This is a genomic window from Actinosynnema sp. CS-041913, from assembly GCF_050942485.1.
Classification (GTDB): Bacteria; Actinomycetota; Actinomycetes; order Mycobacteriales; family Pseudonocardiaceae; genus Actinosynnema.
In genome coordinates this window covers 4409823-4427954 of sequence record NZ_CP192037.1, presented here as the reverse complement: position 1 = coordinate 4427954, position 18132 = coordinate 4409823, and the positions used below count along the sequence as shown (strand labels likewise).

The following is an 18132-nucleotide window of genomic DNA, read 5'->3' as shown; positions in this document are numbered from 1 at the left end:
AGGGCGGCCCGGGAAGACCCCCGCACGGGGCCTTCCCGGACCGCGTCGACCGGTTACCGCCAGTAGTGGTCGGGCCAGGTGCCGCAGCCCCACTGGATCACGCGCTCACCTTGCGCCGTGCTCGCGCCCGGAATGGCCAGGCACTGCCCGCTCCGGTAATTCACGATGCGGGTCGTGCCGGACCCGGTGGGCTCCAGCCGCCAGAAATGGTCGTCCCAGGTCCCGCAGCCCCACTGGATGACCTGCGTGCCTTCCACCGTGCTACCTCCGGGCACGGCCAGGCACTGCTGGGAATTCAGATTGATGACGCGGTAGTACTGGGCGCCGCCGATGGTCCACGGCTCGAATCCCCAGTAGTGGTCGTCCCAGGTCCCGCAACCCCACTGGATGAGACCGGTGCCCTCCACCTTGCTCCCGCCAGGCACGGCGAGACACATGTTGCTGTGGTTGTTCACGAGCCAGCCGTAGGCGGTCGCCCCGACGCCGCGCACCTTCTCCGCGCCCGCGGCGTCCGTCGCGCCCGCCGTGCCGACCACCCCGAACAATCCGAGGACGACCGCGAACAATAGACCGACATACTTGTGGACAGATCTCATTCGATTCCCCTCTTGCCGTCGCGCCCCCAATGGCGCGGCCCTCGAACTCTAGCGCGCGCAGGCCGGTCCCGGTCAATAGTCGGGAGTCGACCCAATTCATATTCCAGGACAGCCCGGAAATTGCGGAAAAATGCAATCGCGATGCTGTCGCTTTACTCGTGCGGGTGAACACGGGTAGGTGTCGGGCCACCGTGCGCCGCCGTCGTGTCGATCAACCCTTAGGCTCCCCCACGTGGAACAGCGATACCTCGGCCGCAGCGGACTGCGGGTGTCCCGGATGGCCCTGGGCACGATGACCTGGGGCCGGGACACGGACGCGGAGGAGGCCGCCACGCAGCTACTCGCGTTCACCGAGGCGGGCGGCACGCTGGTGGACACCGCCGACGTGTACGTCGAGGGCGAGAGCGAGAGGATCCTGGGCGGCCTGCTGGGCGAGGTCGTGCCGCGCGACGAGCTGGTGATCGCGACCAAGGCGGTGGCGCGGCGCAACGACGGGCCGTTCGGCGGCGGGGCGTCGCGGGGCGCGCTGCTGGGCGCGTTGGACGGTTCGCTGCGCCGGCTCGGCGTGGAGCACATCGACTTGTGGCAGCTACACGCGTGGGACGCGGCGGTGCCGCTGGAGGAGACGCTGTCGGCGCTGGACGCCGCCGTGGCGTCGGGCAAGGTCCGCTACGTGGGGGTGTCGAACTACTCGGGCTGGCAGCTCGGCACGGCCGCCGCACTGCCCGGCCACACCGCGATCGTGTCCACGCAGGTCGAGTACTCCCTGCTGGAACGGGGCGTGGAGCGCGAGGTCGCGCCGGCGGCGGAGCACCACGGCATCGGGCTGCTGCCGTGGGCGCCGCTGGGCCGGGGCGTGCTGACCGGCAAGTACCGCAACGGCACCCCGTCGGACTCGCGGGGCGCGTCGGCGCACTTCGCGGGCTACGTGGAGCAGCACCGCACGGAACGGGCGGCGCGGATCGTGCAGGCCGTGGCGACGGCGGCGGACGGACTGGGCACGTCGCCGCTGTGCGTGGCACTGGCGTGGGTGCGGGACCGGCCCGGCGTGGTCGCGCCGGTGGTGGGCGCGCGGGACACCGGGCAGCTCGCGGGTTCGCTGACCGCCGAGGACCTGACGCTGCCGCCGGCCATCCGCGCCGCGCTGGACGACGTGAGCGCGGTGGAGTTCGGCTACCCCGAGCGCCCGCTGGGCTGACGGTCCGGTGGGGTCCGCTCGTGCGCGGGCGGCGTCGATCCCCACCCGGGGCGGCCGGACGCCCGGCGAACCTAGATCAACACCTCCTCCACCAGCCGGAACCACTCGCGCACGCCGGTGACCTGGTCCTCCAGCCAGGTCGCCACGTCGGCCGCGAGGTCCAGGGCGCGGGGTGTGCGGACCCGGTCGGCCAGGTGCTCGACCAGGCTCTGGATGCGCCGCACGGGTGGCGGGTGGCTGCCCGCGAACGGCACGGTGAGGCCGAGTTCGTCGGCGAGCCGGTCGGTGATCTCGTGCAGGAACAGCACCAGCAGCAGCGCCGCGACCAGGCACGGCTCGTGCACGTCGAGTTCGCGCGGGCTGAGGTCGTCCAGGCTGCGCAGCATGATCATGGCCGCGATGCGGTCGGCCTCGTGTTCGCGCGACCAGCCGACGGCCTGCGCGTCCAGGACGCCGACCGGGGTGTGCGGGTCGGTCCAGCGGCGGGCGTTGACCAGGTGACCGGCCAGCACGTGCCCGACCTCGTGGGCGATGACGAACTGGGTGGCGCGGCGCAGCATGAGGCCGACCAGGGCCAGGCGCTGGCCGGACAGCTCGGGCAGGGGCCGCGCTTCGACGGCTCCGTTGCCGTAGAGGTAGGCGTTGAGGGCTTCGGCGAGCGCGTAGGACGCCTGGTCGGAGGCGAGCAGGGGCGGCGTGCCGTAGTTCGGCAGGACCCCGGTCATGACCTTCAGCACGGCGGCGACGAGGTCCGGCAGCCCGCTGTTGACCAGCACCAGCACGCCGCGGCCGGGCACCGGCACGCACAGGCCGTCGAGGGTGCCGGTGGGGAACACGCCGGCGAGCACCGGGGTGGTGACCGTCCAGCCCGCCGAGCGGGCCAGGTGCAGCACCTCGGGTAACAGGGCGTCGAGGGTGCTCTGGAGGTCGTGCAGGTGGTCGGGCCGGTAGGCGGCCGGCCGCACGCGCACGTCGGCGAGGCGGCCGAGCCTGGTCCGGACCGGTTCGGTGGCGACCTGGTGCCAGGTGTAGTAGCGGCTGCCGGTGGTCTCGGCGGTCCCGGGCGCCGCCGGGTCCAGGTGGTCCACGACACGCCTGGACCTCAGCATCTCCACGTGCCTGCTCCGCAGCTCCTCGACCGTCATCGCGCCGCCTTCCCGTTCACCTGGGATAGTCGCGAAAAGACCGGTGAGGGTACGGGCGGAGGCCGACTACCACCCTCCTAGACCAACGACAACACCCGCCCCCCTGCGTGACGATGGTGGTTTCGTGATGGATGCTGGGACGACGTCTCGCGATCGGGTTAGCTGGAGGTTCGACGTTGCGCCGACTGGCCGCGGCAGTGCTCACCGGAACCGCGTTGCTCTCCGGCTGCGCCAGCGAGCAGAACTCCGGTGACCCGTTGCAGATAGCCGCGACGCTGGAGCCGGCCAGGCCCGCCGTGTCGCCGCAGCAGTCGCAGACCCCCGCCGGGGCGGTCCTGCCGCTGGCCGACGCCACCGCCGTCGCCGTGGTGGGCGGCCGGGTCGCGGTGGCCGTCGCCGAGCCGCCGTCGGTGCTGCTCTACCCGCTGGACACGCTGGCGTCGCCGCTGGTGGTGCCGCTGCCGGGGGTGGCGGAGCGGTTGACGCCGGTCGGTGACGCGGTGGAGGCCCCGGTGCCGGGCAGCGGTGTCGTGGTGACCGTGCGCGCCGACGGGTCGACCGCCGAGCGCCGGGTCGACGGCGGGCCGGTGGACGTGGCCGTGGTGGACGGGAGGACGGTCGTCGCGCGGCGGGACGCGAAGCTGGTCGGCGTGGACGACAAGGTCGTGACCGGGGTGTCCAGCCCTGATCAGGTGGTGGCGGCCGGCTCCGGCGCGGTGGTGCTGGACCGGCCGCGCAGCGCGGTGTTCGACGTGGAGCTGGACGGCCCGGAGGGGCCCCGGCTGGGCGCGGGCCTGCGGGCGGGCGACGGCGCGACGACGGCCGTGGCGGACCGGTTCGGCCGGGTGCTGGTGGTGGACACGCGCGGCGGCGAGCTGATGGCCTTCTCGGTGCGCCCGCTGATCATGCGGCAGCGCTTCCCGGTGCCGGGCGCCCCGTACGGGATGGCCTACGACGGCACGCGGGACCTGGTGTGGATCACGCTCACCGAGCTGAACCAGGTGGTGGCGTTCGACGTCGCGGGTGGCGAGCCCGTGGAGCGGTTCCGGTTCGCCACGGTCCGCCAGCCGGATGCGGTGGCGGTTGATCCAGGCAGCGGGCGCGTGTTCGTCGCGTCCGGGAACGGCCAAGGGATGCAGGTGATCGGGATATGAGCGATGGGGTGGTCGACGGGGACTGGGAGTACCGGCCGCTGCGGCTGCCGGCCGGTGTCTCCCGTCGCACGGCGACGACGCAGCTCACCCTCCACGCCGAGTTCGCGGGCTGGGAGCTGTCCAGGACACTGCTGTTCGGCGACGGCTCGCGCAAGGTGTGGCTGCGCCGCAAGCGGACGGCCGCGACCCTGCCCGGTGTGATCACCTAGCGCTCCGTGGCTGCGGCGTTCCGCGACCACCGGAGGCCGCGGAGCACCACCACGCCTGTGGTACCACAGGCGTGGTGGCTGACGGATGTCTTTCACCGGAAGGCAGTGGTGTCAGCCGAGTCCGGCGAGGATCGCCTCCCGCGTGCCCGTGGTGTCAGGCGAGTTCGGCGAGATCGCCTCGCGCGTGTCGGTGGCGTCAGGCGAGTTCGGTGAACGCGGCGGCCGGGTCGCGGTCCGCGGCACCGACGGGCTGCCATTCGCCCGCCCGCGACCGGTACGGGTACCAGCGGCCGTCCGGGCCGTAGCGCAGTTGCCGGTCCTGCACGGTCCACCGGTTGCGCCAGACCTTCGCGGCGGGCAGGTCCCCGCCCTCCCAGGCCGCGCGGGCGCGGGCCGCGTCGGATTTCGCGGGTGTCCACGCCTCTTCCAGCACGTCGAGCCCGACGGGTCCGCCTTGCCGCCACGCGTCGATCTCGCGCGGGTTGGCGTCGAGCCGTCCGGCGAGCGACGGGACGGCGGCGGCCATCCGGATGCGGTCGCGGCGGTCGTCCAGCGCGGGACGTTCGCCGGTGAGCAGCAGGTCGCGGGCCTTGCCCGCCGCGTCGGCGACCAGCAGCGACAGCACGTCGACGTCGAGGCCGGGCGCGGGCTCGAACTCGGGCAGCGGGCCGAGGTCGGCCAGGGGCGGGTCGGCGGGCAGGTCGGCGGGTTCCCGCGAGTAGGCGTCGACGGCGCGGACACCGGCGGCGGGGCGGGCGCCGGCGACGACTTCGTCCTGGTCGCGACCGCGCAGCAGGAGCAGCACCCACGGGTCGGCGTCGAGCAGCCAGGACGCCTGGTGGCACAGCGCGGCGGCGTGCCGGCAGGGCAGCTCCCAGCCGGGGCAGGTGCACTCGGGGTCGAGGTCGCCGATGCCGGGCAGCAGCTCGACGCCCGCGTCGGCGGCGGCCTCGGCGAGTTCGCGGGGCATCTCGCGGTCGAGCAGGGCGGCGAGGTGCCCGGCCTTGGCGGCGATCTGGCCGAGGAACCGGTGCCACTCGGCGTCGGTGAACGGCGCGAGCCGCACGGTGGTCTGGTAGGTGTCCTCGGTGTCGTAGACGGTGGCGGACAGCCTGCCGGGGCTCACGGTGATGGTGCCGACGAGCCCGGCGTGGGCGTACGCGCGGCCCTGCCGCAGCGGGCCCTGGTCGAGGGAGGTGTCCTCGACGGCCTGCAGCCAGGCCCGGCCCCACCAGGAGCGGGCGCGGCGGACGCCCTTGCCGAACGCCGGGAAGCCTTTCACGCGTCCGCTCATGCCCTCAGCTCCACCAGGTTGGCCAGTTCGTCGTCGGTGAGTTCGGTGAACGCAGCTTCGCCGTGGGAGAGGACGGCGTCGGCGAGGTCGCGCTTGGCGCGCAGCATCCGCGCGATGCGGTCCTCGATGGTGCCTTCGGCGATGAGCCGGTGGACCTGCACGGGCCTGGTCTGGCCGATGCGGTAGGCGCGGTCGGTGGCCTGGTCCTCCACGGCCGGGTTCCACCAGCGGTCGTAGTGCACGACGTGGTCGGCGCGGGTGAGGTTGAGGCCGGTGCCGGCGGCTTTCAGGGACAGCAGGAACACCGGGTTCGCGCCGTCCTGGAAGCGGCGCACCATGTCCTCGCGGGCGGCGACGGGCGTGCCGCCGTGCAGGAACTGGCTGGGGATGCCGCGCGCGGCGAGGTGCCGGGCGATGAGCCGGCCCATCGCGACGTACTGGGTGAACACCAGGACCGCGCCGTCCTCGGCGAGGATCGTGTCGAGCAGCTCGTCCAGCAGTTCGAGCTTGCCGGAGCGGCCGGCGAGCCTCGGCTCGGACTCCTTGAGGTACTGCGCGGGGTGGTTGCAGACCTGCTTGAGACCGGTGAGCAGCTTGACGATCTTGCCGCGCCGGGCGATGCCGTCCGCTTCGGCGACCTCGGCCATGACTTCCCGCACCACCGCCTCGTACAGCGCGGCCTGTTCGCGGGTCAGCGCGACGGGCTGGTCGGTCTCGGTCTTGGGCGGCAGCTCGGGCGCGATGCCGGGGTCGGACTTGCGGCGGCGCAGCAGGAACGGCCGGATGAGCGCGGCGAACCGGTCGGCGGCGGCCCGGTCGTGGTCGGCTTCGATGGGCTTGGCCCAGCGGGCTTTGAACCGGGGCAGCGTGCCGAGCAGGCCGGGGGTGGTCCAGTCGAGCACGGCCCACAGCTCGGTGAGGGTGTTCTCCACCGGGGTGCCGGTGAGGGCGACGCGGGCGGCGGCGGGGATGCGGCGCAGCGCCTTGGCCGTGTCGGACGCCGGGTTCTTCACGTGCTGGGCCTCGTCGGCGACGACCAGGCCCCATTCGACGTCGGCGAGCCGGTCCGCGTCCAGCCGCATGGTGCCGTAGGTGGTCAGGACGAACCCTTCGTGCGCGACCTCGCGGCCGGCCCCGTGGTAGCGGCGGACCGGCACGCCGGGCGCGAACCGCTCGATCTCGCGCTGCCAGTTGCCCAGCAGCGACGCCGGGCAGACGACCAGCGTGGGTCCGCTGTCCCGGTGCAGGTGCAGGGCGATGAGCGTGATGGTCTTGCCCAGGCCCATGTCGTCGGCGAGGCAGCCGCCGAGGCCGAGCGAGGTCATGCGGTCCAGCCAGCGCAGGCCGCGCAACTGGTAGTCGCGCAGGGTGGCCCGGAGCGCGGCGGGCTGCGCGACCGGTTCGTCGTCCAGCAGGGCCAGCTTGGCGCGCAGGTCGTCCAGCCACCCGGTGGCGGCGACCCGGACCTGTTCGCCGTCGATCTCGGTGACGCCGGTCAGCGCCGCGCCGAGGGCGTCGATGGCGGTGACGGGCTTGAGGTCGCGTTCGCGGGCCTTGCGGGCCAGTTCGGGATCGACCAGGGTCCAGCGGTCGCGCAGCCGCACGACCGGCCGGTGCGCTTCGGCGAGCCGGTCCAGCTCCTCCGGGGTCAGCGGGTCGTCGCCCAGCGCGAGCTGCCAGTTCACGGTGGTGAGCTGGTCGGGGCCGAAGAACGAGGGCCGGTCGTGCGCGTCGCCGAGGACGACCTTGGCGGACAGGTCCCGCACCAGGTCCTTGGGCCAGTGCACGTCCACGCCGGCCGCCGCGAGCCGCACCGCGCCGTCGCGCAGCAGGCTCTCCACGTCGGAGTCGAGCAGCGGCACCTCGTCGGGCACGGGCAGGTCGAGCAGCCGTTCCAGGGGCGGGAACGCGCGGGCGGCGCGGCGGATGCCGATCATGGCGTCGGACTGGGCGCGGCGGTCGGCGCCCGCCCAGAGCCGGCCGGCGTCGACCACCATGGTCGGGTCGGCGAGGCTGTGCACCTGGACGACGGCGCGGAACGACTCCAGCCCTTCGAGGCGCAGCGAGATCCGCACGCCCTGGTCGGCCCAGCCGCGCAGGTGCGGCACCTGCTGCGGGGCCATCGCGGCGAACGCGGGCGCGCCGGCGGCGTGCACGGCCGCCGCGCCGCGCGGCATGGTGTCGGCGACGGCGTCCAGGAAGGCGCGGACGAGGGGTTCGGCCTCGGCGAGTTCGAGCGGGTCGCGGCCGGGCAGCGGCACGGCGCGGGCGTGGGCGGGCATGGCGTCGGCGAGTTCGCGGACCCGTCGGGCGTCGGCGGCGTCGAGCGGGCCGAGCCGCCAGGCGTCGAAGTCGCCTTCCGTGACGGCGGGCCGCACCCGGCCGCGGGCGACCAACTGCAGCGCGACGACGACGGCCGCGCCCCAGAACGCGGCGGCGGGATGGGCCTGTGCCGCGCGGCGGGCCCTGGACAGCAGCGGCACGGCGTCGGCGACGGGCAGCCGCAGCGCCGCGACCTCGCGTTTCGTGCCGTCGGGCTGGGCGATGACGAGGGTGCCGAAACTGCCGGCGCTCGGCGCGGTGCCCTGGGATGCGGTTCCGGGCTCGGTGTCGGGCAGGTTGTCGCCGTAGAAGGCCATGGTCGACATGCGTGGCGGGTCGGCGGGTTCGAAGACGACCGCGCACCGCTCAAGACCTGTGTTCAGCACTCCCCCTTGGCTACTCAAGTTTGAGTATAACCCAGCTCCCGGGGTCGCCGGGCGAATCCGGGTCGCCCGCCATCGGGTAGGTGCCGGCCTCCAAGCGTGCCAGCAGCCCGAGCGTCCACGCCACGCCGCTGTCCGCGGTGTGCTCCCACAGCCCGAACAGCTCCCGCACGTGCGACGGGTCATGCCACTCGGCGGCCTGCTTGCGCGCGGCGTCGCGCCTGCTCTCCAGCGCGGCCAGCCGTTCGTGCAGCAGCGCGACGGCGTCCGCGCGGCTCAGCGACGGCAGCATCGCCAGGCCCGCGGCGAGCGTGTCCGGCCGGGTCTCGGGACGGCGCAGCGCGTCGCGCAGCAGGCGTTGGAACTCCTGCTCGCCCTTGGCGGTGAGCGTGTAGTCGGTGCGACCGGGCGGCACGGTCTCGTCGGCCAGGCAGCCGTCCTTGGTGAGCTGTTTGAGCGCGTGGTAGATCGAGCCCCACTTGACGTTGGCCCACTCCCCCGCGCCCCAGGACATCAGGTCGTTGCCGATCAGGTAGCCGTGCGCGCGGCCGTAGCCGCGCACCATGCCGAGGACCAGCAGCCTCGTCGCCGACATCGTGTTCCTGTCCTGCCGTATTCCGGTTCCGTGATCAGGGTAGGCCGGGTGAGGATGGGCCGGTGACCCTTCCCTTGATCACCGACGACCAGCGCCGTGCCCGGCTGGGCGCACGTCACCTCCTCACCGCGCCCGCCGCCACCGTGGAGGAAGTGGCCGACGCGCTGGTGGGTCTGCACGCCTCCGACCCGGCGACGGTGTTCCTGTCGGCGCGGGCGCGGCTGGCGGAGCCGTCGGTGCGGGCGGTGGAGACCGCGCTCTACGACGACCGGTCGCTGGTGCGGCTGCTGTGCATGCGCCGCACGATGTTCGTGGTCACCGCGAAGTCGGCGGCGATGGTGACCGCCGCCGCCGGGAAGGCGATCGCCGCCAGGGAGCGGGCGGGGCTGCTGAAGTTCCTCGCGGACGGCGTGGGGTGGGACGCGGCGCGGCTGGCCGAGGTGGAGCGGGCCACGCTGGCGGCGCTGGCGGAACGCGGCGAGGCGACGGCCGTCGAGCTGGGCAAGGACGTGCCCGCGCTGCTGGAGCAGGTGGTGGTCGCGCCCGGCAAGCCGTACGAGACCAGGCAGAACGTCGCCGGCCGCGTCCTGCGGGTGCTCGCGGCGGAGGGGTGGATGCGCCGGTCCCGCCCGCGCGGCTCGTGGCTCAGCAGCCAGTTCCGGTGGGCGCCCGCGACGCCGTGGCCGGAGTCGGACGTCGCCGAGTCGCAGGCCGAGTTGGTGCGGCGCTGGCTCGCGTCCTACGGGCCGGGCACCGAGGCAGACGTCAAGTGGTGGACGGGCTGGACGCTGGGCGCGGTGCGCAAGGCGCTGGCCGCCGCCGGCGCGGTGCAGGTCGCGCTGGAGAGCGGCGTCGGCTACGTGCTGCCCGACGACCTGGACGACGTCGAGCCGCCCCCGCCGTGGGTGGCGCTGCTGCCGGCCCTGGACCCGACGCCGATGGGCTGGCAGGCCCGCGACTGGTACCTGCCGCCCGAGCTGAAGCCGCGGCTGTTCGACTACTCGGGCAACATCGGGCCCACCGTGTGGGTGGACGGCGCGGTGGTCGGCGGGTGGGCGCAGCGCGCCGACGGCTCGATCGTGTGGCGTCCGCTGGTGGACGTAGGGTCCGAGGCGACCGCCGCGGTCGAGTCCGAGGCGGAGCGGCTGGCGTCCTGGATGTCCGGGACACGGGTGGTGTCGAGGTTCCCCGCCCCGTTGGAGAAGGAGTTGGTCAAGTGATCAGGCTGCGCCCGCTGGACGACGAGGGCCTGGAGCGCCTGCTGGCGCTCGCGGTGTCCGACGCCGACCCGCAGGACGTGATGCCGCCCGGCTGGACACCGGACCGGCCGGACGAGTTCCGCGACTTCTACCGGGGCTTCCGGGCCGACGCGTACGAGATCGTCGACGGCGACCGCACGGTGGGCATGATCCGGCTGACCGGGGCCGGCGAGACCGGCCTGTGGGTGGCCCGCTCGGCACGCGGCGCGGGCGTCGGCGTGCAGGCCGTGTCCCGGATCGTGGAGCGGGCCGTGGTGCGCGACATCGCCGCCGTGACCGCCGAGACCACCACGGGCAACGCCGCCGCCGTGGCCGTGCTCAAGCGCGTCGGCGCGGCCGTGGAGGTCGACGGCGACCGGGTGCGCGCGAGGATCACGGTGCCGTTCGAGCCGCCGACCGACCTCGCCGACCCGGTCCGGCTGCTGCTGGAGTACCTGGACTTCTACCGCGACGCCGTGCTGCGCAAGCTGGAGGGCATGTCGGAGGAGGAGCTGCGCACGTCCCGCGTGCCGTCCGGCTGGACCCCGCTGGCCATGGTCAAGCACCTCGCCTACGTGGAGCTGCGCTGGTTCCGGTACTACCTCGTCGGCGAGGACGTCGAGCACCCGCGCGGCAACCCGGCGGTCGAACACGCCGAGTGGACCGTCGAGGAGGGCGACACCACCGAGGGCATCCGCGAGTTCTTCCTCGCGCAGTGCGCGCGGGCACGCGAGATCACGGCCGCCGCCGACCTGGCCGACCGCGCGGTGCGGTGGACGCGGGACAAGACTCCCGCGCCCACCCTGGCGTGGATCCTGTTCCACGTGTTGCAGGAGTACGCCCGGCACGCCGGTCAGCTCGACGTGGTGCGCGAACTCACCGACGGGGTGATCGGCGCGTAGCCGTCCTCTCTCTTCCGACGTTCCCGCGAACCCTGCGCGAACGGGTGTCCCGGATGCCCGGTCGGGCCGACGCGCCGTGGTCGCCTTCTCTCGTGGGGCCTGGGGTGATGCCCTGGGTGGGCGTCATGTCCGGGCGTCGACGCCCGGCGGGAAACAAGGAGAGATGATGGGGAACACGAGGGGACGCACGGGGCTCGCGCGGGTGTGGGCGATCGGGGCGGTGGGGGCGGCGCTCGCCGTCCTGGCCCCGGGGACCGCCACGGCGGCGCCGACGGCGCACGCCGACCGGCTCGAGAGGATCACCTGCGAGTCGTTGGTGGTGAACGGAACCGTGGTGATCGGGTACGACTGCGACACCGACCAATTAGGTCTGCTGGAGGAGTTCAGCCTCGTCGGCCGCGGCGGCCGGGTGTTCCGCTGCGAGACCGGCTGGTCGGAAGCCGGCCTGTGGGCGTCCGGAGAGGACTGTCGTCGGGCCAGGTAGCCGGTCGGGGGGCCAGGTAGCCGGTCGGGGGGCCAGGTAGCCGGTCGGGCCGGACGCGGTGCCCACTGCCGACCGCCGGTTGTCGGATGCGCCTGCGGACGGGTGTGGTGTTCACCTGCCGGCGGGGCGTGGCGGCCGGCGGTCGGGCGGACTCACCGGCGCGTGGTGCCGACGGTCCCGATCACGACTGTGGCATCCAGGTCGGCCGACCGCGCCACCGCAGCGTCGAACCCGGCACGTTCGAACGCCGCAAGCGTGCCCGGAGACTGGCGTTCGCTGGTCTCCACCAGCAGCGCCCCTCCGGGCGCCAGCCACCCCGGAGCCTCGGCGATCACCCGCCGCTGCACGTCAAGCCCGTCCCGACCGCCGTCCAGCGCCACCAACGGCTCGTGGTCGCGTGCCTCGGGCGGCATGGTGCCGATCGCCGCCGTCGGCACGTAAGGCGCGTTGGCCACCACCACCTCCACCCGCCCGGCCAGCTCCGGCGGCAACGCCGCGTACAGGTCGCCCTCGAACACCCGGCCGGGATCGACGTTGCGCCGCGCACACCGCACGGCGGCCGGGTCGACGTCCGCCGCGTACACCTCGACCGGTGCCACCGCAGCCAACGCCGCACCCACCGCGCCCGTCCCGCAGCACAGATCCACCACCACCGACCCCGGACGGACCAGCGGCACGGCCTGCTCCACCAGGAAGCCCGTCCGCCGGCGCGGCACGAACACGCCGGGCTCGACCGCGATCCGCAGCCCCCGGAACTCCGCCCACCCCAGCACCTGCTCCAGCGGCAGACCCGCCACCCGGCGCTCCACCAGTTCCGCCAGCTCGGCTGGCGTGGCCGCGGACCCGGCCAGCAACCCGGCCTCGTCCTCGGCGAACACGCAGCCCGCGGCTCTCAGCCGCGCTACGACATCGGACAACGACGGCACATCGACGAACAAGGGAACGCCTTCCGCATCTCCACGGGCGTCCCGACGCTCACCGGAACCCCGGCGTCGGGAGGGACGACCCGACCATCACCACGGAAATGGGTCTCACCTCCCCGCACTCGGATCCGACAGGCCCGCGAACCCTACCCCACCGACCGGGCGACGGCGGCCTCTATGCCGTCGAGCAGGACCCCCAAGCCGACCTTGAAGTTCCACTCGGCGTCCCGCTCCAGGTAGGGCGTGCACTCGTCGTCGGTCGCGGGCGGGTGGGCCTCCCCGATCCACGCCGACAGCGGGAACCGGCGCTCGAACCGCTCGGCGAACTCGTCCAGCAGCGGCGACCGCGCGTACCACCACTCCTCGTCGCTCACCCCGGTCTCGCGGGCGGCCTGCCGCGTGTCGGCGATCACCGCCGCGATGCCCCGCACGAACTGCGTCACCGCCCCGACCACCCCGCGCAGCGCCGACCGATCCAGCCCGGTCCCGCGCAGGATCCGCAGCAGCGTCTCCAGCATGGCGAACTCGTTGGGCCCCAGCACCGGCCGCGCCTGCGACACCTGCAACACCCACGGGTGCCGCAGGTAGAACGCGCGCACGTCGCCCGCCCACGCGGCCAGCGCCGGCCGCCAGCCCCCGTCCGACGGGTACTCGGCCGGCAGCTCCCCCAGCACCTTGTCGTACATGAGGTCGATCAGCTCGGCCTTGCTCGGCACGTAGGTGTAGAGGGCCATCGCGGTGCGGCCCAGCCGCTCCCCCACCGCCCTCATGGACAGCGCCGACATGCCGTGCTCGTCGGCCACCGCGACGGCCGCGTCCACGATGGCGTCGACGCTGAGACCGGGCTTCGGCCCCGGCCGGGGCCCGGCGTCGCCCGAGCGCCACAGCAGCGACATCGACCGGCGCGCGTCCCCTTGTCCGGCGAACACCACCACGCTTGCATCTCCTTACACCATAAACTAACCTGGCCGCGACTTTACGCCATAAACAACGCAGGGGGAAGCAACCGCATGGCAACCGCGGCCGACAGCCACGACCGGATCGAAGTACGGGGCGCACGGGAGAACAACCTCAAGGACGTCAGCGTCGACATCCCCAAACGACGCCTCACGGTGTTCACCGGCGTGTCCGGCTCGGGCAAGTCCTCACTGGTCTTCGGCACCATCGCCGCCGAGTCGCAGCGGCTGATCAACGAGACCTACACCGCGTTCGTCCAGTCCTTCATGCCCAGCCTCGGCCGCCCCGACATCGACGCCCTGCGCAACCTCAGCGCCGCCATCGTCGTGGACCAGGAACGCATGGGAGCCAACTCCCGCTCCACCGTCGGCACCGCCACCGACGCCCACACCATGCTGCGCATCCTGTTCAGCCGCCTCGGCACGCCCCACGTCGGCACCTCCGGCGCGTTCAGCTTCAACCTCCCCGAGGGCATGTGCGCCCGGTGCGAAGGCCTCGGCCGGGTCTCCACCATCGACATCGACGAACTGGTCGACAAGGACAAGTCGCTCAACGAGGGCGCGATCAAGGTCCCCGGCTTCTCGGCGGATAGCTGGTACGTGCAGATCTACGGCGGATCCGGGTTCGTGGACGCGGACACCAAGCTCAAGGACTACACCGAGCAGCAGTGGGCCGACTTCCTGCACAAGGAGAACACCAAGGTCAAGATCGGCAAGAGCAACGTCACCTACGAAGGCCTCGTCCCCAGGGTGCAGCGGATGCTCCTGTCCAAGGACCGCGAGTCCATGCAGGCCCACATCCGCACCTTCGTGGACCGCGCCGTCACCTTCACCGCCTGCCCGAGCTGCGGCGGCGCCCGCCTCAACGAGGCGGCCCTGTCCTCCAAGATCCAGGGCGTCAACATCGCCGACTGCTCCGCGATGCAGATCAGCGACCTCGCCGACTGGGTCGCCAAGATCGACGACGAGTCCGTCGGCCCGATGATCGCCGGCCTCCGGGACACCCTCGACTCCCTGGTCGAGATCGGCCTCGGCTACCTCAGCCTCGACCGCCAGTCCGCCACCCTCTCCGGCGGCGAGGCCCAGCGGGTCAAGATGGTCCGCCACCTCGGCTCCGCCCTCACCGACGTCACCTACGTCTTCGACGAGCCCACCATCGGGCTGCACCCGCACGACATCCAGCGCATGAACGACCTGCTGCTCCGCCTGCGCGACAAGGGCAACACCGTCCTGGTGGTCGAGCACAAGCCGGAGACCATCGAGATCGCCGACCACGTGGTCGACCTCGGCCCCGGCGCGGGCGTCAACGGCGGCGAGATCCGCTTCACCGGCACCGTCGCCGAACTCCGCGCCTCCGACACCCTCACCGGCCGCCACCTCGACCACCGCGCCCGGCTCCGCCCCGACACCCGCACACCCACCGGGCAGATCCCCATCACCGGCGCCAACCTGCACAACCTCCAGAACGTCAGCGTCGAGGTGCCCCTCGGCGTCCTCACCGTCGTCACCGGAGTCGCGGGCTCCGGCAAGAGCTCCCTCATCCACGGCTCGCTGGCCACCCGCGCCGACGTCGTCACCGTCGACCAGTCCCCCATCCGGGGCTCCCGCCGCAGCAACCCCGCCACCTACACCGGCCTGCTCGACGCCATCCGCACCGCGTTCGCCAAGGCCAACGGCGTCAAAGCCGCCCTGTTCAGCGCCAACTCCGAAGGCGCCTGCCCCAAGTGCAAGGGCATCGGCCTCGTCTACACCGACCTGGCCATGATGGCGGGCGTCGCCTCCGTCTGCGAGGAGTGCGAAGGCAAGCGGTTCACCCCCGAAGTCCTCACCCACCTGCTGCGCGGCAAGAACATCAGCGAAGTCCTCGGCATGTCCGTCACCGAGGCCCGCGACTTCTTCACCGAGAAGCAGGCCAAGCTCATCCTGGACCGCCTCGTGGACGTCGGCCTCGGCTACCTGTCCCTCGGCCAACCCCTCACCACCCTGTCCGGCGGCGAACGGCAACGCCTCAAGCTCGCCATCCACATGGCCGAGAAGGCGTCCACCTACATCCTGGACGAACCCACCACCGGCCTGCACCTCGCCGACGTCGACCAGCTCCTGGCCCTGCTCGACCGCCTCGTGGACGACGGCAACACCGTCATCGTCATCGAACACCACCAGGCCGTCATGGCCCACGCCGACTGGATCATCGACCTCGGCCCCGGAGCCGGCCACGACGGCGGGCGCATCGTCTTCACCGGCACCCCCACCGAACTCGTGGCGAAGGCCGACACCCTCACCGCCCGACACCTGCGCGGCTACGTGGGCGCCGACGCCTGACCCGAGGAAACCCGTGCCCCTCCTGCACGTCACGGCCGTCCACCCGGTCACCCCGCACGTCGTGCGCGTCCGGTTCACCGGCGACGGCCTGGACGACTTCCCCACCTGGCCCGACCAGCAGCTCAAACTGCTGATCCCCCGGCCGGGCCACCCCGTCCCCGACCTGCCGGCGGACCGGCACGACAAGTACGGGATGGCCTGGTACCAGGCGTACCAGGCCATCCCGGCCCCAGAACGCCCCCGGCTGCGCAGCTACACCGTCCGCGCCCACCACCCCGACACCCGGTCGATCGACATCGACTTCGCGCTGCACGCCGACGCCGGCCCCGCCACCCGCTGGGCCGCGTCCGCCCGACCGGGCGACACCCTCGGCCGCTACGGCCCGTCCGCCGTCTACCGCACACCACTCAGGGCCGCCGACCGGCTGCTGTTCGCCGGCGACGAAACCGCCATCCCGGCCATCGCCACACACCTCGCCGCACTCCCCCGCGGCACCCGCGCCACCGCCTTCATCGAGGTCCGCGACACCGCCGAACAGCAACCACTCGACACCGCCGCCGAACTCGACCTCCACTGGGTGCACCGCGGCCCGGTCCCACCCGGCCACGGCACCGGCCTGCTCGACGCCGTCCGCACCACCCCGTTCCCCAACGGCAAGGCACACGCGTGGGTCGCCGGCGAAGCCGCCACCGTCCGGGCCCTCCGCCGCCACCTCATCGACCACGCGGGACTGGACAAGCGGCAGATCGACTTCACCGGCTACTGGCGGCTCGCCCTCGCCCAGGACGACCCGCCCACCGAAGAAGACCTCGCCGAAGCCCGCGAACGCGTCGCCGACTGAACACAGGTCCCGGTCACCGGTCGTCCGCGGCAGAGCGGAGGCCCCGCGTCATGGGTCGCCTCCGACCGAGCCGGGGCCTGTCGCCTCGGACAGAGCCGGGGCCCTGGTCACCGGTCGTCGCCGGCGACCAGGGCCCCGGTCCCGCTACGCGGACTTCGGGAAGTCCTTGCGCTTGATCTTCGCCCGCCGCCCGTCCGGGTGGTGGAACACGATCCCCTCCGCCAGGCTCCCCGGCGCGAACCTGCTGTCCAGCGTGGACAGGAAGTCACGCAGCTCCCGGTAGTCGCGCGGCACCTCCGCGTACACCGGCACCTCCACGTTGAACGGCACGCACAGGTGGTCGTCCAGCCCCAGCGGGTTCCCCTGGATGCGCGGCCCGAGCGCCTCGCACGAGTGCTCGCCGTCCGCCCAGCCCGACACGTCCGTGTTCCGCGCCGCGGCGAGGATCCACTTGTCGTCCGCGGCGTCCGCGGCCGTGTCGACGTACCACCCGTCGACGATCCCCAGTTCCTTCTGCGCCTTGCTCGGATTCCGGCGCTTCTCGACCCGCACCAGGTGCCCGGACCGCACGGTCAGCCGCACGTTGGTCCCGTCCAGCTTCTCGGTGCCCACGCCCTGACCCTCGAAGACCCACGCGCAGTCGGCCCGCGGCCGATCAATGACCCGGAAGCGGTCGTCCCGCTCGAAGAGCGTCGGGATCTTCTCCATGACAGGTCTTCCTCTCACCACTGTGCCGATCAGTTCCTCGTGTCCGACGGCGCCCGCCGCCAGAGCCCCGGCCAACGACCGGACGAGATCGGCCACCGGCACCCCCGCGTCGACCGCGGCGTGCTTGAGCGCCTTCTTCTCCTCCGGGGAGATCCAGGCCACCAGCCGGGACCACCCTTCGGGCGGTGTCCAGCGGGCGAGCCTCGTCGGGTCCTTGCGCGGCCTACCTCGGCCTTTGCCGTCGTCCACGGAGGGAACGATAGCCGGGTTGTGCCGGTTGGCAAAACAGATATTCGGTCGGGCTCTCCGGGCTTGTCCGGGGGGTGGGAGCGAAGCTGACAGATGTGCCGGCGGTGGTGCGCAAGATCCGGGAGGCCCAGGAAGCCGCGCGGCCGGCCGCACTCCGGCGTCAGTGGGCACTGGAAGACGAAGCACGACAGAGGCGGCGCGAAGCCGAGGAGGTGGCCCGCCAGGAACGGGAAGAGGCCGTTCGCCAACAGGAACACGCCGAGCACCAGGCCGCGACCCGGTGGTGGCAGGAGCTGTCCGCGACCCAGCGCGAGGAACTCTTCACCGCGGTGCGCGACCGGCTCCAGGGCGCGGAACCCGGCCCGACGCGGCGGAGGACAGGAAGCCGTCCCGAACTCGACGAGCAACCCACCCGCGGGCACGCGCACCGGCTCCCTGACGAGGTGCCGGTATTCGTGCGCAACGCCCGCGAGGCACGACAACTCACCGACACCGGCGCCATCACCGCCGAACGCGTCATCGCCTTCGACCTGCCCCTCCGGCACTGCCGCAGTAAATGCGTGCACCTCGCCCCGGCGGCCCGAATGGTCCGCCGCAGGTCGTGATGATCACG

At 72.9% G+C, this 18132-nt stretch carries 17 protein-coding genes; 9 read left to right on the top strand and 8 right to left on the bottom strand.

Annotated elements, in window-relative coordinates; all coding sequences use genetic code 11:
• Positions 1-53 precede the first annotated feature (53 nt).
• The gene (locus ACQPZF_RS20560) at positions 54-596 is read right to left on the bottom strand and encodes an RICIN domain-containing protein (RefSeq protein WP_433274009.1); all 543 of its coding nucleotides are present in this window, start codon (positions 594-596) and stop codon (positions 54-56) included.
• Between the two features lie 232 nt (positions 597-828).
• On the opposite strand from ACQPZF_RS20560, the gene ACQPZF_RS20555 reads away from it, so the two are divergent.
• On the top strand, positions 829-1794 hold the full coding sequence (locus ACQPZF_RS20555) for an aldo/keto reductase (RefSeq protein ID WP_433274007.1): 966 nt from the start codon (positions 829-831) through the stop codon (positions 1792-1794).
• Between the two features lie 71 nt (positions 1795-1865).
• On the opposite strand, the gene ACQPZF_RS20550 is transcribed toward ACQPZF_RS20555, so the two are convergent.
• A complete protein-coding gene (locus ACQPZF_RS20550; protein WP_433274005.1) occupies positions 1866-2939 on the bottom strand; it encodes a hypothetical protein in 1074 nt (357 codons plus the stop codon).
• 176 nt (positions 2940-3115) lie between these two features.
• On the opposite strand from ACQPZF_RS20550, the gene ACQPZF_RS20545 reads away from it, so the two are divergent.
• Together ACQPZF_RS20545 and ACQPZF_RS20540 are read left to right on the top strand one after the other, a co-directional pair.
• Positions 3116-4093 carry a YncE family protein gene (locus tag ACQPZF_RS20545; protein ID WP_433274003.1) on the top strand — a complete coding sequence of 326 codons (978 nt, stop codon included), beginning with the start codon at positions 3116-3118 and terminating at the stop codon, positions 4091-4093.
• Positions 4090-4302: a DUF5703 family protein gene (locus ACQPZF_RS20540; protein ID WP_433274001.1), complete on the top strand. Its 213-nt coding sequence runs from the start codon at positions 4090-4092 to the stop codon at positions 4300-4302. The genes ACQPZF_RS20545 and ACQPZF_RS20540 overlap by 4 nt, the downstream gene beginning before the upstream one ends.
• 196 nt (positions 4303-4498) lie before the next feature.
• Here the strand turns inward: ACQPZF_RS20540 and ACQPZF_RS20535 are convergent, their stop codons facing one another.
• Genes ACQPZF_RS20535 through ACQPZF_RS20525 form a run of 3 tightly spaced genes read right to left on the bottom strand, consistent with a single transcriptional unit; the run spans position 4499 to position 8896 of the window.
• Entirely contained in the window at positions 4499-5596 is a 1098-nt protein-coding gene (locus ACQPZF_RS20535; protein ID WP_433273999.1) for an SWIM zinc finger family protein, read from the bottom strand.
• Positions 5593-8304 carry a DEAD/DEAH box helicase gene (locus ACQPZF_RS20530; RefSeq protein ID WP_433273997.1) on the bottom strand — a complete coding sequence of 904 codons (2712 nt, stop codon included), beginning with the start codon at positions 8302-8304 and terminating at the stop codon, positions 5593-5595. Before ACQPZF_RS20530 ends, ACQPZF_RS20535 begins: the two co-directional genes overlap by 4 nt.
• Positions 8305-8314: 10 nt before the next feature.
• Positions 8315-8896 (bottom strand): PadR family transcriptional regulator, encoded by a 582-nt coding sequence (locus ACQPZF_RS20525; RefSeq protein WP_433273995.1) that lies wholly within the window; start codon positions 8894-8896, stop codon positions 8315-8317.
• 62 nt (positions 8897-8958) lie between these two features.
• Between ACQPZF_RS20525 and ACQPZF_RS20520 the strand changes: the two genes are divergently transcribed.
• From ACQPZF_RS20520 to ACQPZF_RS20510, 3 genes are all read left to right on the top strand, one after another.
• Complete coding sequence (locus ACQPZF_RS20520) at positions 8959-10116, top strand: winged helix DNA-binding domain-containing protein (RefSeq protein WP_433273993.1); 1158 nt, start codon at positions 8959-8961, stop codon at positions 10114-10116.
• Entirely contained in the window at positions 10113-11036 is a 924-nt protein-coding gene (locus tag ACQPZF_RS20515) for a GNAT family N-acetyltransferase (protein ID WP_433273991.1), read from the top strand. Before ACQPZF_RS20520 ends, ACQPZF_RS20515 begins: the two co-directional genes overlap by 4 nt.
• Positions 11037-11202: 166 nt before the next feature.
• A complete protein-coding gene (locus tag ACQPZF_RS20510) occupies positions 11203-11520 on the top strand; it encodes a hypothetical protein (protein WP_433273989.1) in 318 nt (105 codons plus the stop codon).
• 152 nt (positions 11521-11672) lie between these two features.
• On the opposite strand, the gene ACQPZF_RS20505 is transcribed toward ACQPZF_RS20510, so the two are convergent.
• Entirely contained in the window at positions 11673-12437 is a 765-nt protein-coding gene (locus ACQPZF_RS20505) for a putative protein N(5)-glutamine methyltransferase (protein WP_433273987.1), read from the bottom strand.
• A gap of 152 nt (positions 12438-12589) precedes the next feature.
• A complete protein-coding gene (locus ACQPZF_RS20500; protein ID WP_433273985.1) occupies positions 12590-13378 on the bottom strand; it encodes a TetR/AcrR family transcriptional regulator in 789 nt (262 codons plus the stop codon).
• Between the two features lie 75 nt (positions 13379-13453).
• Here ACQPZF_RS20500 and ACQPZF_RS20495 point away from each other — a divergent pair, with 75 nt between their 5' ends.
• Both ACQPZF_RS20495 and ACQPZF_RS20490 read left to right on the top strand, forming a co-directional pair.
• Positions 13454-15721: an ATP-binding cassette domain-containing protein gene (locus ACQPZF_RS20495; protein WP_433273983.1), complete on the top strand. Its 2268-nt coding sequence runs from the start codon at positions 13454-13456 to the stop codon at positions 15719-15721.
• A 13-nt stretch (positions 15722-15734) separates the two neighbouring features.
• Positions 15735-16562: a siderophore-interacting protein gene (locus ACQPZF_RS20490; protein WP_433273981.1), complete on the top strand. Its 828-nt coding sequence runs from the start codon at positions 15735-15737 to the stop codon at positions 16560-16562.
• A gap of 144 nt (positions 16563-16706) precedes the next feature.
• Here the strand turns inward: ACQPZF_RS20490 and ACQPZF_RS20485 are convergent, their stop codons facing one another.
• On the bottom strand, positions 16707-17519 hold the full coding sequence (locus ACQPZF_RS20485) for a hypothetical protein (RefSeq protein ID WP_433273979.1): 813 nt from the start codon (positions 17517-17519) through the stop codon (positions 16707-16709).
• A gap of 104 nt (positions 17520-17623) precedes the next feature.
• Here ACQPZF_RS20485 and ACQPZF_RS20480 point away from each other — a divergent pair, with 104 nt between their 5' ends.
• On the top strand, positions 17624-18124 hold the full coding sequence (locus ACQPZF_RS20480; RefSeq protein WP_433273977.1) for a hypothetical protein: 501 nt from the start codon (positions 17624-17626) through the stop codon (positions 18122-18124).
• The last annotated feature ends 8 nt before the right edge of the window (positions 18125-18132 follow it).

Coding starts and splice junctions, on each gene's coding strand:
- ACQPZF_RS20540 (WP_433274001.1), top strand. CDS start 4,090: ATGAGCGATGGGGTGGTCGACGGGGACTGGGAGTACCGGCCGCTGCGG.
- ACQPZF_RS20560 (WP_433274009.1), bottom strand. CDS start 596: ATGAGATCTGTCCACAAGTATGTCGGTCTATTGTTCGCGGTCGTCCTC.
- ACQPZF_RS20550 (WP_433274005.1), bottom strand. CDS start 2,939: ATGACGGTCGAGGAGCTGCGGAGCAGGCACGTGGAGATGCTGAGGTCC.
- ACQPZF_RS20495 (WP_433273983.1), top strand. CDS start 13,454: ATGGCAACCGCGGCCGACAGCCACGACCGGATCGAAGTACGGGGCGCA.
- ACQPZF_RS20525 (WP_433273995.1), bottom strand. CDS start 8,896: ATGTCGGCGACGAGGCTGCTGGTCCTCGGCATGGTGCGCGGCTACGGC.
- ACQPZF_RS20535 (WP_433273999.1), bottom strand. CDS start 5,596: ATGAGCGGACGCGTGAAAGGCTTCCCGGCGTTCGGCAAGGGCGTCCGC.
- ACQPZF_RS20510 (WP_433273989.1), top strand. CDS start 11,203: ATGGGGAACACGAGGGGACGCACGGGGCTCGCGCGGGTGTGGGCGATC.